Here is a 12,938-nt window from a genome sequence, read left to right as displayed (position 1 = left end):
CCACCTCCCCCCGCCTCCGAACGCGTACCGGTCCGGCCGGCGGGTGCGGCGGCCCCCGTGGCGGGGGCGTTCCGGCGGCCGTGGCAGCCGGACGGGACGAGGTGTGAGCGGGCGCGAACTCCACGGTCGTCCGGGTCGGGACGGGTGGCAAGCGGAACGCCCGACCGGTGGTTTGCTCCACCCGGGTGAGCCGGACGTCAGGAGTGCGTCAACGCACGACCCCATTCGGTCAACGGTGCGTCAGGACCGGCGACCCCCGGGCCGGGTCGCCCTAGCTTCGAGGAAGTAGTTCCGGCAGGCACCACCACCCCACTCGGGAGCATCCGCATGGCCCGCCTCGTCTGGCACGTTCCGGTCACCGCCTCCGGCACCGGGAGCACCACCGCACTTCGCCTGTTCCGCCTGCGCGACGGCCGCCGCTGCGCGGTCGGATTCTCCAGTCTCGAAGCCCTCACCGCCCTCCTCGGGCCCGACCAGGCCCACACCGAACTCGGCGAGCCCGCCCTCCGCGCCCTCCTCGCCCCGCTCGGGATCGACGCCCTGGTGGTGGACCCGAGGCTGGTCGCCCCGTCCGTCACCGCCGCCCCCACCACCGCACCGCCCGCCACCGCTCCCTCCGTCACCGCCCCGTCCGTCACCACTCCCTCCGTCACCACTCCCTCCGTCGCCACCCCGTCCCCGGCCTCACCGCCCGGCGCCGCCCCCGCCGCGTCGCCCGGCGCCCCGACCCCGACCGTCCAGTTCCAGCACCGGTGACCGCACCGCTTCAGCTCGTCCCGGCCGGTCCCGCTCCGGTCGGACGGGCCCAGCCCGCCCGGGCGCTGCACGCGATCGCCCGGATCAGCCACGGCCCGGTCCCGCTCGACTTCGACCGCCTCGCGGCCGAGTTCCCGGCCGTCCAGAGCGGCCTGGCCCTGGCCGGTGAGGCCGACCTCGAACTGCGCCTCGCCTGCACCGGCCCCGAGGAGTTGCGGACGATCGCCACCGCCCTGCACCGCGCGGGCGCCGCCAGGGTGCGCATCGACCTCGTCCTGCGCGCCCTCACCCCGGCCCCGGTCACCCTGCGCCCGGTGCCCTGACCCGAACCGCCACGGGCCCCGCGCCCCGCGCCCCACCCGGGGCCGGGGCGCGGGGCCCGTACCGCGCTCACTCCTCCCCGGGCCGCGGATCCGGGTTGATCGCCTGGCCGTCGATGGGCTGGCCCCAGGCGTCGTCGCCTGCCGCGTCGACGCAGTAGCCGCTGCCCTCGACGTGGCCGCCCGCGCCCCGGCACTGCTCCGCGGTGACGTCCCGGCGCCCGGTCGCCCCGGCCGGTCCGGCGGCGGCGACCACGGCCCCGGCGACGGTGGTGAGCAGGAGGAGGGAGGCGGTCGCGGCGGCCACCCGGGCCGGGAGTGAGCTGTTCATGCGGACCACCACAGCATGCCGGCGGACCCCCGGCGACCACAGGACGCCCGCCCGGGTGGCCGCCGGAGTCCGCCGCCCCCGGCTATTCGCGCGCCAGCGCCGCGATGGCCGCGAGCAGCAGCGCCGAGCCCGCCAGCAGGCCCGCCGTCAGCGGTTCGCCGAGGAACAGCACGCCGATCACCGCCGCGGTCGCGGGCTCCAGCAGGACCAGCACCGCGGCCGTCGTGCTGGGCACGGTGGTCAGGCCGGTGAAGTACCAGCGGTAGGCGAAGAGCGTGGGCACCGTGCCGAGGAAGAGCAGCGCCACCGCGGTCGCCACCGGGTCCCCGCCCGTCGGCAGCAGGCCGTGGACGCCCTGGACGGCGGCGAGCGGGAACAGGCAGAGCAGGCCGGTGGTGAAGGCGCCGGTGCCGGCCCGGGCCGAGCCGCCGCCCCGGGCCCAGAGGGTGAGGCCGCTCTGGCCGGCGCCCGCGAGGACGGCCAGTGCGACGCCGAGGGCGGGGCGCGGGCCCGCCGCGGGGGCGGCCACCAGCAGGGCGAGGCCGCCCAGGGCCAGGACCACCGCGGCCGCCGCGCGGCGGGTCAGCCGCTCGCCGAGCAGCAGGTGGGCGCCGAGGCTGGTGAACACCGGGCCGGCGCCGATGGTGATCAGGGTGCCCAGGCCGAGGCCCGCGTACCGCACCGAGCCGAAGTAGGCGCACTGGCTGACCGCGAGTCCGAGCCCGGTCAGCACGGCGGAGCGCCACCGGGCGGCGCCCCGCTCGGCGCGCGGCTCGCGGCTCGGCAGCAGGGCCAGGCAGAGCGCGGCGACACCGAAGCGCCAGCAGGAGACGCCCGCCGGGCCGAGCCCGCCGGTGCGCATCAGCAGCGCGGACACCGCGCCGCCCACGCCCCAGGCGACGGCGGCGGCGGAGATGGACAGGAGGCCGCGCCGGAAGGGCACGGCGGCGTACGAGGTCATGCGTCGGTACTCCACGATGAGTTGCCGGTCAGGTCCGCGGGGAACGCGGGCGGCAGTCATCGCCCCGGCTGCGGGCAGGTCCCGTCGGGCCGGAGTGGGTGGAGTGGGCCGCCCGCTAGCGGGCCGGCGGAGGGAGGATCACAAGACGCACGGGGCCAGCCTACGCCCCGCCCGGCGCCGGTGATCGCGATCTTCCCCCCGTCCGCGCCCGGGACGTACCGTCGCCCTGGCCGGGACTCCCGGTGGAACGCACCCCTCGACGAAGGAGCGGAAGACGATGGATCAGCTGACGTACGACGAGGTCGAGGCCGCCGGGAAGCGGATCGCCGGGCGGGTGCGCCCGGTGGCGGTGGCACCGGGGGACGACGGCGGACGGACCTGGCTGGCGCTGGAGTTCCTCCAGCACACCGGTAGCTTCAAGGCCCGCGGCGCGCAGAACTTCCTACTCGCCCACGCCGAGGCGGGCACCCTCCCGGACACCGGGGTGACCATCGCCTCGGGCGGCAACGCCGGGCTGGCCTGCGCCTGGGCGGCTCGTGAACTCGGCGTCCGGGCAACGGTGTTCCTGCCCGAGACGGCCTCCCCGGTGAAGCTGGCGCGGCTGCGTTCGTACGGCGCGGAGGTACGGCTGACCGGCCGGGAGTACGCGGAGGCGCTGGCCGCCTGCGAGGAGTTCGCGGCCGGGAGCGGGGCGCTGGCGTCGCACGCGTACGACCACCCGCTGATCGCGGCCGGCGCCGGGACGGTCCTGGCGGAGATGCGGGCCGGGGTGCCCGGACTGGACACCGTGGTGGTGTCGGTCGGCGGCGGCGGGCTGTTCGCCGGGGTGGCGGTGGCGGCCCGCGAGCACGGCATCCGGGTGCTGGCCGTGGAGCCGACGGGCAGCCGCGCGCTGAACGCCGCCCTGGCGGCGGGCCGCCCGGTGGACGTCCCGGTCGACTCCGTCGCCCAGGACGCGCTGGGGGCCCGCCGCGCCACCGCCCTCGCCGTGGACGCCGCCGCGCACCCGGGCGTCCGCTCGGTGCTGGTCGACGACGAGGCCATCGTGCGCGCCCGGCGGCAGCTCTGGGAGGACCGCCGGATCGCCGTCGAGTACGCGGCCTCCACCGCCCTCGCCGCGCTCGGGCAGGCCGAGGGCGAGCGGGTGGCCGTGCTGCTCTGCGGCGCCAACACCGACCCGTCCGACCTGGCGAACTGACGGCGCGTCAGACCGCGATCCGGCCGGCCCACCCGGGCCGTCCGGTATGGCCATGCACGACCCGCTATTCCTATGTCCCCACCGGCCGACAATATTGCCGAACGGAATGGCAAAGCTCAATGCACGCTCAAATGCTGGACCTACCGGCCGGTAACGTAACAGACAACTGAACAGATAGCCTCCTACCAGCACGGATATCCGGCAAAGAAGGTAAACATTCAGTAATGAGATCTGTGCATACCTCTCTGAATAGCCCTACTGTGTGGCAACTCTCCGCGCTCCGCCCACCCCGGAGCCCCCACCCACAGAGAGATCGTTCATGGCATCCCTCAACCAGATCTCGCCGCCCGGACAGAGCACCGGCTCGGAATCCGGGACGACCAACCGGTCGCTCAAGCGCCACGTGGGCCTCATCGGCCTCATGTGGGCCTCGGTCGGCTCGATCATCGGCTCCGGCTGGCTGTTCGGCGCGAAGAACGCCGTCGTCGTCGCCGGACCGGCCGCCCTCGTCTCCTGGGGCATCGGCGCCGTGGCGATCGTGCTGCTGGCACTCGTGCACGCCGAGCTCGGCGGGATGTTCCCGGTCGCCGGCGGCACCGCGCGCTACCCGCACTACGCCTTCGGCGGCCTGGCCGGCATGTCGTTCGGCTGGTTCTCCTGGCTCCAGGCCGCCACCGTCGCCCCGATCGAGGTCGAGGCGATGATCGGCTACGCGGGCCACTGGGAGTTCGCCAAGAGCTTCCTCAACGACAACGGCACCCTCACCACCAGCGGATTCATCGTCGCGGTGCTCCTGATGGGCGTGTTCGTCGCGGTCAACTTCCTCGGTGTCCGGGTCCTGGCGGCCACCAACTCGGTCGCGACCTGGCTCAAGATCGGCGTCCCGCTGCTCACGATCCTGGCGCTGTCGATCAACAACTTCCACGGCTCGAACTTCACCTCGCACGGCTTCGCCCCGTTCGGCGCCCACGGCGTGCTCGCCGCGATCAGCTCCAGCGGCATCATCTTCGCGCTGCTCGGCTTCGAGCAGGCCATCCAGATCTCCGGTGAGAGCCGCAACCCCAAGCGCGACATCCCCCGCGCCGTGCTCGGCTCGGTCGCCATCGGCACCCTGATCTACGTCCTGCTGCAGGTCGCCTTCATCGGCGCGCTGCCGGTCAGCTCCTTCGTCAACGGCTGGGACAAGCTCGACTTCCCCGGCATCGAGGGCCCCTTCGCCGGCCTCGCCACCGTGGTCGGCCTGGGCTGGCTCGCCTGGGTGCTGTACTTCGACGCCATCGTCTCCCCCGGCGGCACCGGCCTCATCTACACCACCTCCACCTCGCGCATCTCCTACGGCCTGAGCAAGAACGGCTACGCGCCGCAGAAGTTCGAGCAGCTGGACAAGAACGGCGTGCCGTGGTTCGGCCTGGCCATGTCGTTCGTCACCGGCGTGGTCTGCTTCCTGCCCTTCCCGAGCTGGCAGGAGCTGGTCGGCTTCATCACCTCGGCCAGCGTGCTGATGTACGCCGGCGCCCCGCTGGCCTTCGGCGCCCTGCGCCGCCGGCTGCCCGACCGCGAGCGCTCCTACCGGCTGCCGCTGGGCGGCGTGATCTCCCCGGCCGCGTTCGTGGTCTCCAGCCTGATCATCTACTGGGCCGGCTGGCACACCCTGTCCCGCCTGGGCATCGCGATCGTGCTCGGCTACGTCCTGCTCGGCAGCTACGCCGCGTACGCGATCCGCAAGGGCCTGCCGAACGCGCCGCGGCTGAGCTGGAAGTCCGCCCAGTGGCTGCCGGTCTACCTGGTGGGCCTGGGCCTGATCTCCTGGCAGGGCGGCTTCGGTGACGGCACCGGCTGGATCCCGATGTGGTGGGACATGGCCCTGGTGGCGGTGTTCGCGCTGGTCATCTACTTCTGGGCGATCCGGGTCGCGCTGCCCGCCGAGGCGATCGAGCACGAGGTCGCCGACATCGAGGTGGTCGACGCGGGCGGCCACTGACCGGCCCCGCACACCCGGAAGGGCCCGCCGGCCGTGCGACCGGCGGGCCCTTCCGCGCGCTCACAGACTCAGCACCGTCCGCAGCGCCGTGAGCATCTCGGCCTCCGCGTCCTGCGCCGGGCCGGGCGAGCGCCAGGCGACGAAGCCGTCCGGGCGGACCAGCACGGCGCCCTGCGGGCCGATGCCGTGCAGTGCGGCGAAGTCCGCGCCGGGCTCCGGGGCCAGGTCGTCCTCGGCGCCGTCGCCGATCCGGAAGCCGTCCAGCGGGACGGCCAGCCGGTCGGCCGCGCGCCGGGCCCCGGCCTGCCAGGCACCGCCCTCGGGACCGGCGAGCAGCACCATCGCCTGCTCGTACAGGTCCAGCGTGGACAGCCGCACCCCCGCCCGCAGCAGCCACTGGTGCGGCGCCCGGCTGCCCGGCTCGCCCGCCGACTCGAACTGCTCGGGGACCACCGGGCCGTCGCGGTCCGCGCCGACCACGGCGCCGACCGGGTAGCGGTAGCCGAGCGCCACCGCCAGCACACCGGCCTGCCGGCCGACACCCGGCACCACCGCGTACCCGGGGTGGCTGTGCTCGGCGGAGCGGGCCGAGGCCCGCTCGCCGGTCACCCGGGCGACCGGACGGCGCTCCTGCCCGTACGTCTCCAGCAGCCGCGGCCCGGCCCAGCCGCAGAGCACCGCGGCGATCTTCCAGGCCAGGTTGTGGGCGTCCTGGATGCCGGTGTTGGAACCGAACGCGCCGGTCGGGGACATCTCGTGGGCGGAGTCCCCGGCGAGGAAGACCCGCCCCGCGCCGTACCGCTCGGCCACCCGCTCGGCGGCGTGCCACGGCGCCCGGCCGGTGATCTCGACGTCCAGGTCCGGCAGGCCGACGGCGGTGCGGATGTGCCGCTCGCAGCGCTCGTCGGTGAAGGCCTCCAGCGGCTCGCCGTGCTCCGGGTGCCAGGGCGCGTGGAAAACCCACTCCTCCTGGTTGTCCACCGGCAGCAGCGCGCCGTCCGCCTCCGGGTTCGTCAGGTAGCAGGCGATGAAGTGCCGGTCGCCGACCACCTCGGCCAGCCGCTTGGCCCGGAAGGTGATGCTGACGTTGTGGAACAGCTCGCCCTTGCCGGTCTGGCCGATGCCCAGCGCCTCCCGGACCGGGCTGCGCGGGCCGTCCGCGGCGATCAGGAACTCCGAGCGCACCACCCGCTCCTCGCCGCTCTCCCGGCTGCGCAGCACCGAGGTGACGCCGTTCGCGTCCTGCTCGAAGGAGACCAGCTCGGTGCTGAACCGCAGCTCGCCGCCCAGCTCGCGGGCCGCCCGCACCAGCACCGGTTCCAGGTCGTTCTGGCTGCACAGGCACCAGGAGCTGGGGCTGAACCGGGCCAGCCGGCCGCCCGGGTCGATGTCCCGGAACAGCCACTCCTGCTCGGCGCCGGTGAGCGAGGGCGCCTGGAGGATGCCGTGGTTGGGGGCCAGGATCGAGGCCGCCTCACGGATCGCCGGCTCGATCCCGGCCACCCGGTACAGCTCCATCGTGCGGACGTTGTTGCCGCGGCCTCGCGGATGGTGCGAGGTGTCGGCGTGCTTCTCGACCAGCAGGTGTCCGACCCCGAGCCGGCCGAGGAAGAGTGAGGCGGACAGCCCCACCAGCGAACCGCCCACGATCAGGACCGGCACCCGGTCGTCAACCTTCGGATTCATCAATCGCTCCACCCTGTCAGGGGATTGCGCGGCCCGGCGACTGGGCCCGGCGCCGCCCGACGGCCCCGCTCATCCGGGGGCCCCGCTCTTCCATCCCCCGCCGGAGGGCGTCCGTGCCGCCCCTTCGCCCGGATGGCCCGCAAATCTCGCGCCGCGCCCGCCGCGCCGCCCACGATCGACCTCAGGCCTGGCGCCGACTCGCCCGGCCGAACCGCCGTCGCACCGCCCTCCCAGGCCGGGGAGCACCCGCCGGGCACGGCCGACACGGCCCGCAGCGTGCGGCCCAGAGCAGAAAGTGGACCATGACAACTCTGTCCGAACCCCAGCCGAAGCAGCACGACGAGGCCGACACCCGGCTGCGGGTGGTGCTGATGCTGGAGATCCAGGACGGCGCCCAGCAGCGCTTCCTCGACGTGTACGAGCAGCTGCGCCACCAGGTGGCCTCCGTGCCCGGCCACGTCAGCGACCAGCTGTGCCAGTCGATCAACGACCCGCGCCAGTGGCTGATCACCAGCGAGTGGAAGGACCAGGAGACCTTCCTCAAGTGGGTGGACAGCCCGGCCCACCGGGAGATGGTCAAGCCGATGCACGGCTGCGTCAGCGACAACTTCCGCTCGCTGCGCTACGCCGTGCTGCGCGAGACCTCCGCGGCCGGCTCGACCGGCACCCGGGCCCCGATGGAGGTGCCGCCCGGACTGCCGCGCACCGCGCCCGCCGGGCACGTCGGCCCGCCCAAGGCCGAGCCGGGGCCGGACGGCGTCGTCCGCCACGCGCTGACCTTCACCGTCAAGCCCGGCAGCGAGCCCGAGGTGGCCCGGATCCTCTCCGGCTACGCCTCCCCCCGGGCCGAGGTGGACGACCACACCAGGCTGCGCCGCACCTCGCTGTTCATGCTCGGCAACCGGGTGGTCCGCGCCGTCGAGGTGATCGGCGACCTCGGCGACGCGCTGCGCCACGTGGCGATGCAGCCCGAGGTGCGGGCCGTCGAGGAGGCGCTCAACCCCCACCTGGAGGAGGCCCGCCAGCTGGGCGACCCGCAGGCCGCCCGGGCGTTCTTCGCCAGGGCCGCGCTGCCGGCCCGGCACCAGGCGGTCGCCAGCTCCCCCGCCTCCGCCCGGCTGCACCGGCACGCCGTGCTCTACCCGGTCCGTCCGGGCCGGGGCCAGGCCGTGGCCGAACTGCTGGCCGAGCACGACGACCTGGCCACCGCCGACCCGACCGGGCCGGTCGCGGCGGCCACCGTCTTCCACCGCGAGGACGTGGTGGTGCGCCTGGTGGACCTGCGGGTGCCGGCCGAGGCCGACCCGGCGGCCGCCCTCGGCGTGGCCGACGACGGGCAGGCCGCCGTGCTCGCCGGGCTGCTCGACCTCGGCCCGCAGGGCGACCTGCGCACCGTCGCCGGGCTCGGCGCCTTCCTCGCCGCCCGCGCCATGAACCCGGTCACCGACCGCACCTCCGCCGACCCGATCAACAACTGACGTTCCGTCACCCACACGGGAGGATCTCCATGACCACGCAGTCCCCACGGATCGTCAGCGTCCACGAGGCACCGGAGAACCGCCGCCACGGCGCCGAGCTGCGCACCATGCTCACCCCGACCAGCTGCGGCGCGACCAGCGGCTTCATGGGCCTGGCGATCGTCAAGCCAGGCGAGCGGATCGGCGAGCACTACCACCCGTACTCCGAGGAGTTCGTGTTCGTCGTCTGCGGCGACCTGGAGGTGGACCTGGACGGGAAGCCCCATCCGCTCAAGCCGGACCAGGGCCTGATGATCCCGATCAACATGCGCCACCGCTTCCGCAACGTCGGCGACACCGAGGCCCGGATGGTCTTCCACCTCGGCCCGCTCGCCCCGCGCCCCGACCTCGGGCACGTGAGCACCGAGGGGACCGCGGCGTCCGGGCCGCCGGAACACGCCAAGGTGGGCTCGTGACCCGGCGCGTCGCCGTCACCGGGATCGGTGTGGTCGCACCCGGCGGGGTCGGCGTCCCGGCGTTCTGGGACCTGCTGACGGCCGGCCGCACCGCGACCCGGGGCATCACGCTCTTCGACCCCACCGGGTTCCGCTCCCGGATCGCCGCCGAGGTCGACTTCGACCCGGCGGCCCACGGGCTGGGCCCGGAGGACGTCCAACGGGCGGACCGCTACGTGCAGTTCGCGATGGTCGCGGCCGACGAGGCGATCGCCGACGCCGGGCTGGACCTGGCCGCCGAGGACCCGTGGCGGATCGCCGTCTCGCTCGGCACCGCCGTCGGCGGCACCACCCGCCTGGAGCACGACTACGCCCTGGTGAGCGCCGGCGGAGCCCGCTGGGACGTGGACCACCAGCAGGCGGAGCCGCAGCTGCACCGGGCCTTCGCGCCCAGCACGCTGGCCTCCGCGGTGGCCGAGCGGACCGGCGCCCACGGCCCGGTGCAGACCGTCTCCACCGGCTGCACCTCCGGCCTGGACGCGATCGGCTACGGCTTCCAGGCGGTCGAGGACGGACGCGCCGACATCTGCGTCGCCGGCGCCTCCGACTCCCCGATCTCGCCCATCACCGTCGCCTGCTTCGACGCCATCAAGGCCACCAGCGAGCGCAACGACGACCCCGCGCACGCCTCCCGCCCCTTCGACGCCGACCGGGACGGCTTCGTGCTCGGCGAGGGCGGCGCCGTCCTGGTGCTGGAGGAGCTGGAGCACGCCCGCCGCCGCGGCGCCCGGATCTACGGCGAGATCGGCGGCTTCGCCACCTTCGGCAACGCCTACCACATGACCGGCCTCACCAAGGAGGGGCTGGAGATGTCCCGGGCGATCGACCACGCGCTCGACCACGCCCGGGTGGACCGCACCGAGGTGGACTACGTCAACGCGCACGGCTCCGGCACCAAGCAGAACGACCGGCACGAGACCGCCGCGGTCAAGCGCTCGCTGGGCGAGCACGCCTTCAGGACGCCGATGAGCTCGATCAAGTCGATGGTCGGGCACTCGCTCGGCGCGATCGGCGCCATCGAGGTCGTCGCCTGCACCCTGGCACTCGCCCACGGCGTCGTGCCGCCGACCGCCAACTACGAGACTCCGGACCCGGAGTGCGACCTCGACTACGTGCCGCGCACCGCGCGTGAGCTGCCGCTGAGCCACATCCTCTCGGTCGGCAGCGGATTCGGCGGATTCCAGTCCGCCGTCGTGCTCAACAGAACGGGGTGAGTTCCATGACGTCACGTCAGCAGGGCCGCCGGGCGGTGGTCACCGGCCTCGGCGTGGTGGCGCCGAACGGGGTCGGGGCCGACGCCTTCTGGAAGGCCACCAGGCAGGGCGTGAGCGTCCTCGACCGGATCTCCCGCGAGGGCTGCACCGGGCTGCCGCTCCGGATCGCGGGCCAGGTGAACGGGTTCGAACCGCAGTCGGCGATCGACAACCGCTTCCTGGTGCAGACCGACCGCTTCACGCACTACGCGATGGCCGCCGCCGACCTGGCGGTGGCGGACGCCGGGTTCCAGCCCGACCCGGACCAGCCCTACTCGGTCGGCGTGGTGACCGCGGCCGGCTCCGGCGGCGGCGAGTTCGGCCAGCGCGAACTCCAGCAACTCTGGGGCCAGGGGCCGCGGTTCGTCGGCCCGTACCAGTCCATCGCCTGGTTCTACGCGGCCAGCACCGGCCAGATCTCGATCCGCGGCGGCTACAAGGGCCCCTGCGGGGTGGTCGCCAGCGACGAGGCCGGCGGGCTGGACGCCCTCGCGCACGCCGCCCGCACGATCGAGCGCGGCACCGACGCGGTGGTGGTCGGCGCCGCCGAGGCCCCGCTGGCGCCGTACTCGATGGTCTGCCAGCTCGGCTACCCCGAGCTCAGCCTGGCCGCGCAGGCCGAGCGGGCGTACCTGCCGTTCACCGCGCAGGCCTGCGGCTTCTCGCCCGCCGAGGGCGGCGCGATGCTGCTGCTGGAGGACGAGCAGGCGGCCCGCCTGCGCGGCGCCCGCGTCCGGGCGCGGCTGGCCGGCCACGGCGCCACCTTCACCGGAGCCTCCCGCTGGGCGGAGTCCCGGGAGGGGATGGCGGCCGCGATCCGGATCGCGCTGGACGAGGCCCGCATCGCGCCCGAGGAGATCGACGTGGTCTTCGCGGACGCCCTGGGGGTGCCGGCCGCCGACCGGGCGGAGGCCCTGGCGCTGGCCGACGCGCTCGGCCCGTACGCCGAGCGGGTCCCGGTCACCGCGCCCAAGTCCGGTACGGGGCGGGCCTACTGCGGCGCCCCGATGCTCGACGTGACCGCGGCCGTACTCGCCATGGAGGACGGCGTGCTGCCGCCCACCCCGAACGTCACCGAGGTCTGCCACGACCTCGCCCTGGTGACCGACCGCGCCCGCCCGGCCGAGCTGAACACCGCGCTGGTGGTCAGCCGCGGACTGATGGGCTCCAACTCCGCGCTGGTGGTCCGGCGCGCGCGGCCCTGAACCACTCCGTCACACCATCGAAGGGACACACCCCGTGAGCAACACCCTCAGCTATCCGGAACTCGCCGAGCTGCTCCAGGCCCGGGCCGGGGTCACCGTCGACCCGGGCGACCTGGCACGGCCGGGAGCGGAGTTCGACGCGTTCGGCATCGACTCGCTCGGCCTGCTCGGCGTGGTCGGCGAGCTGGAGAACCGGCACAGCCTCAAGGTCACCTCGGGCGCCGAGTCGGCCAAGACCCCCGCCGAGTTCCTGGAACTGGTCAACTCCTCCCTCGCCACGAAGGCTGGTGCCTGAGATGCCCGGACACACCGACAACGAGATCGTCATCGCCGCTCCGCTCGACCTGGTCTGGGAGATGACCAACGACCTGGAGAACTGGCCGCAGCTGTTCAGCGAGTACGCCTCGGTGGAGGTGCTGGACCGGCAGGGCGACCTCGTCCGGTTCCGGCTCACCATGCACCCGGACGACGACGGCCAGGTGTGGAGCTGGGTCTCCGAGCGGGAGACCGACCGGGACGCGCTCACGGTGCGCGCCCGCCGGGTGGAGCCCGGCCCGTTCGAGTTCATGGAGATCCGCTGGGAGTACGCGGAGGTGCCGGCCGGCACGAAGATGCGCTGGATCCAGGACTTCGCGATGAAGCCGACCGCCCCGGTCGACGACGAGGGCATGACCGGCCACATCAACCGCAACTCGAAGATCCAGATGCAGCTGATCCGGGAGAAGGTCGAGAAGCGGGCGGCGGAGCTGTGACCGGCGCGCACCGGGCGCTGATCGTCGCCCGGATGAAGCCCGAGGCCGCGCCGGACATCGCCGAGGTGTTCGCCGAGTCCGACCGGGGCGAACTGCCCCACCTGATCGGCGTCACCGGCCGCAGCCTCTTCCAGTTCGGCGACGTCTACCTGCACCTGATCGAGGCCGACCGCCCGCCGGGCCCGGCCGTCGCCAAGGTCGTCGGGCACCCGGAGTTCCGGACCGTCAGCGACCGCCTGACCGCCTACGTCCAGGCGTACGACCCGGCCACCTGGCGGGAGCCCAAGGACGCGATGGCGCGGGAGTTCTACCGCTGGGAGCGCTGACCCCGCGTCCCGAAGAGCCCGCCCCCGGCCGTGTGCCGGGGGCGGGCCGACGCATGCCCGGCCGGGCCCGGGCGCGGGGGGGGGGGGCCCCGGCCCCGCCCGCGCGGGCGCCCCCCCCCCGGGCCCCCCCCGCCGAATGACCCCGGAACACCCGGCGGTCGGGTGGAAAAAACCCGGGCAGCACCCCCACGGCGCAC

General features: G+C 74.4%; 14 protein-coding genes. 11 read left to right on the top strand and 3 right to left on the bottom strand.

The annotated features are described in order from the left end of the window. The first annotated feature begins 327 nt into the window (after positions 1–327). Together ACFY0X_RS29775 and ACFY0X_RS29770 are read left to right on the top strand one after the other, a co-directional pair. Entirely contained in the window at positions 328–756 is a 429-nt protein-coding gene (locus ACFY0X_RS29775; protein WP_387759165.1) for an SAV_915 family protein, read from the top strand. After that, positions 753–1,079, top strand: coding sequence for a hypothetical protein (locus ACFY0X_RS29770; RefSeq protein ID WP_387759163.1), 327 nt, complete (start codon positions 753–755; stop codon positions 1,077–1,079). Before ACFY0X_RS29775 ends, ACFY0X_RS29770 begins: the two co-directional genes overlap by 4 nt. A 67-nt stretch (positions 1,080–1,146) precedes the next feature. On the opposite strand, the gene ACFY0X_RS29765 is transcribed toward ACFY0X_RS29770, so the two are convergent. Further along, a complete protein-coding gene (locus ACFY0X_RS29765; RefSeq protein WP_387759161.1) occupies positions 1,147–1,407 on the bottom strand; it encodes a hypothetical protein in 261 nt (86 codons plus the stop codon). Positions 1,408–1,489: 82 nt separating this feature from the next. After that, positions 1,490–2,368, bottom strand: a complete 879-nt coding sequence (locus ACFY0X_RS29760; RefSeq protein WP_387759159.1) for a DMT family transporter — start codon at positions 2,366–2,368, stop codon at positions 1,490–1,492. 277 nt (positions 2,369–2,645) lie between these two features. On the opposite strand from ACFY0X_RS29760, the gene ACFY0X_RS29755 reads away from it, so the two are divergent. After that, positions 2,646–3,566, top strand: a complete 921-nt coding sequence (locus ACFY0X_RS29755; RefSeq protein ID WP_387759158.1) for a serine/threonine dehydratase — start codon at positions 2,646–2,648, stop codon at positions 3,564–3,566. 319 nt (positions 3,567–3,885) lie between these two features. Further along, positions 3,886–5,547 (top strand): APC family permease, encoded by a 1,662-nt coding sequence (locus ACFY0X_RS29750; protein WP_387759156.1) that lies wholly within the window; start codon positions 3,886–3,888, stop codon positions 5,545–5,547. A 60-nt stretch (positions 5,548–5,607) separates the two neighbouring features. On the opposite strand, the gene ACFY0X_RS29745 is transcribed toward ACFY0X_RS29750, so the two are convergent. Continuing rightward, positions 5,608–7,233, bottom strand: a complete 1,626-nt coding sequence (locus tag ACFY0X_RS29745; RefSeq protein ID WP_387759154.1) for an FAD-dependent monooxygenase — start codon at positions 7,231–7,233, stop codon at positions 5,608–5,610. Positions 7,234–7,535: 302 nt separating this feature from the next. Between ACFY0X_RS29745 and ACFY0X_RS29740 the strand changes: the two genes are divergently transcribed. The 7 genes from ACFY0X_RS29740 to ACFY0X_RS29710 are packed head-to-tail and all read left to right on the top strand — an operon-like array spanning position 7,536 to position 12,741. Further along, positions 7,536–8,711, top strand: a complete 1,176-nt coding sequence (locus tag ACFY0X_RS29740) for a SchA/CurD-like domain-containing protein (RefSeq protein WP_387759152.1) — start codon at positions 7,536–7,538, stop codon at positions 8,709–8,711. Positions 8,712–8,740: 29 nt separating this feature from the next. Continuing rightward, positions 8,741–9,166 carry a cupin domain-containing protein gene (locus ACFY0X_RS29735; protein WP_387759150.1) on the top strand — a complete coding sequence of 142 codons (426 nt, stop codon included), beginning with the start codon at positions 8,741–8,743 and terminating at the stop codon, positions 9,164–9,166. Further along, on the top strand, positions 9,163–10,419 hold the full coding sequence (locus tag ACFY0X_RS29730) for a beta-ketoacyl-[acyl-carrier-protein] synthase family protein (protein WP_387759149.1): 1,257 nt from the start codon (positions 9,163–9,165) through the stop codon (positions 10,417–10,419). The genes ACFY0X_RS29735 and ACFY0X_RS29730 overlap by 4 nt, the downstream gene beginning before the upstream one ends. Positions 10,420–10,424: 5 nt before the next feature. Then, a complete protein-coding gene (locus ACFY0X_RS29725; protein ID WP_387759147.1) occupies positions 10,425–11,663 on the top strand; it encodes a beta-ketoacyl synthase N-terminal-like domain-containing protein in 1,239 nt (412 codons plus the stop codon). A gap of 34 nt (positions 11,664–11,697) precedes the next feature. Beyond that, entirely contained in the window at positions 11,698–11,958 is a 261-nt protein-coding gene (locus ACFY0X_RS29720; RefSeq protein ID WP_387759145.1) for an acyl carrier protein, read from the top strand. Between the two features lies 1 nt (position 11,959). Then, positions 11,960–12,415, top strand: coding sequence for an SRPBCC family protein (locus ACFY0X_RS29715; protein WP_387759143.1), 456 nt, complete (start codon positions 11,960–11,962; stop codon positions 12,413–12,415). Further along, the gene (locus tag ACFY0X_RS29710; protein WP_387759141.1) at positions 12,412–12,741 is read left to right on the top strand and encodes a TcmI family type II polyketide cyclase; all 330 of its coding nucleotides are present in this window, start codon (positions 12,412–12,414) and stop codon (positions 12,739–12,741) included. The genes ACFY0X_RS29715 and ACFY0X_RS29710 overlap by 4 nt, the downstream gene beginning before the upstream one ends. The last annotated feature ends 197 nt before the right edge of the window (positions 12,742–12,938 follow it).

The sequence above is a fragment of the Kitasatospora sp. NPDC001547 genome, from assembly GCF_042894165.1.
In the GTDB taxonomy this organism is placed as follows: Bacteria; Actinomycetota; Actinomycetes; order Streptomycetales; family Streptomycetaceae; genus Kitasatospora.
The sequence above is the reverse complement of the archived record's forward strand: the minus strand, read 5'-3'. Positions and strand labels throughout refer to the sequence as shown.

Coding starts and splice junctions, on each gene's coding strand:
- ACFY0X_RS29725 (WP_387759147.1), top strand. CDS start 10,425: ATGACGTCACGTCAGCAGGGCCGCCGGGCGGTGGTCACCGGCCTCGGC.
- ACFY0X_RS29715 (WP_387759143.1), top strand. CDS start 11,960: ATGCCCGGACACACCGACAACGAGATCGTCATCGCCGCTCCGCTCGAC.
- ACFY0X_RS29760 (WP_387759159.1), bottom strand. CDS start 2,368: ATGACCTCGTACGCCGCCGTGCCCTTCCGGCGCGGCCTCCTGTCCATC.
- ACFY0X_RS29735 (WP_387759150.1), top strand. CDS start 8,741: ATGACCACGCAGTCCCCACGGATCGTCAGCGTCCACGAGGCACCGGAG.
- ACFY0X_RS29765 (WP_387759161.1), bottom strand. CDS start 1,407: ATGAACAGCTCACTCCCGGCCCGGGTGGCCGCCGCGACCGCCTCCCTC.
- ACFY0X_RS29750 (WP_387759156.1), top strand. CDS start 3,886: ATGGCATCCCTCAACCAGATCTCGCCGCCCGGACAGAGCACCGGCTCG.
- ACFY0X_RS29745 (WP_387759154.1), bottom strand. CDS start 7,233: ATGAATCCGAAGGTTGACGACCGGGTGCCGGTCCTGATCGTGGGCGGT.
- ACFY0X_RS29775 (WP_387759165.1), top strand. CDS start 328: ATGGCCCGCCTCGTCTGGCACGTTCCGGTCACCGCCTCCGGCACCGGG.
- ACFY0X_RS29755 (WP_387759158.1), top strand. CDS start 2,646: ATGGATCAGCTGACGTACGACGAGGTCGAGGCCGCCGGGAAGCGGATC.
- ACFY0X_RS29740 (WP_387759152.1), top strand. CDS start 7,536: ATGACAACTCTGTCCGAACCCCAGCCGAAGCAGCACGACGAGGCCGAC.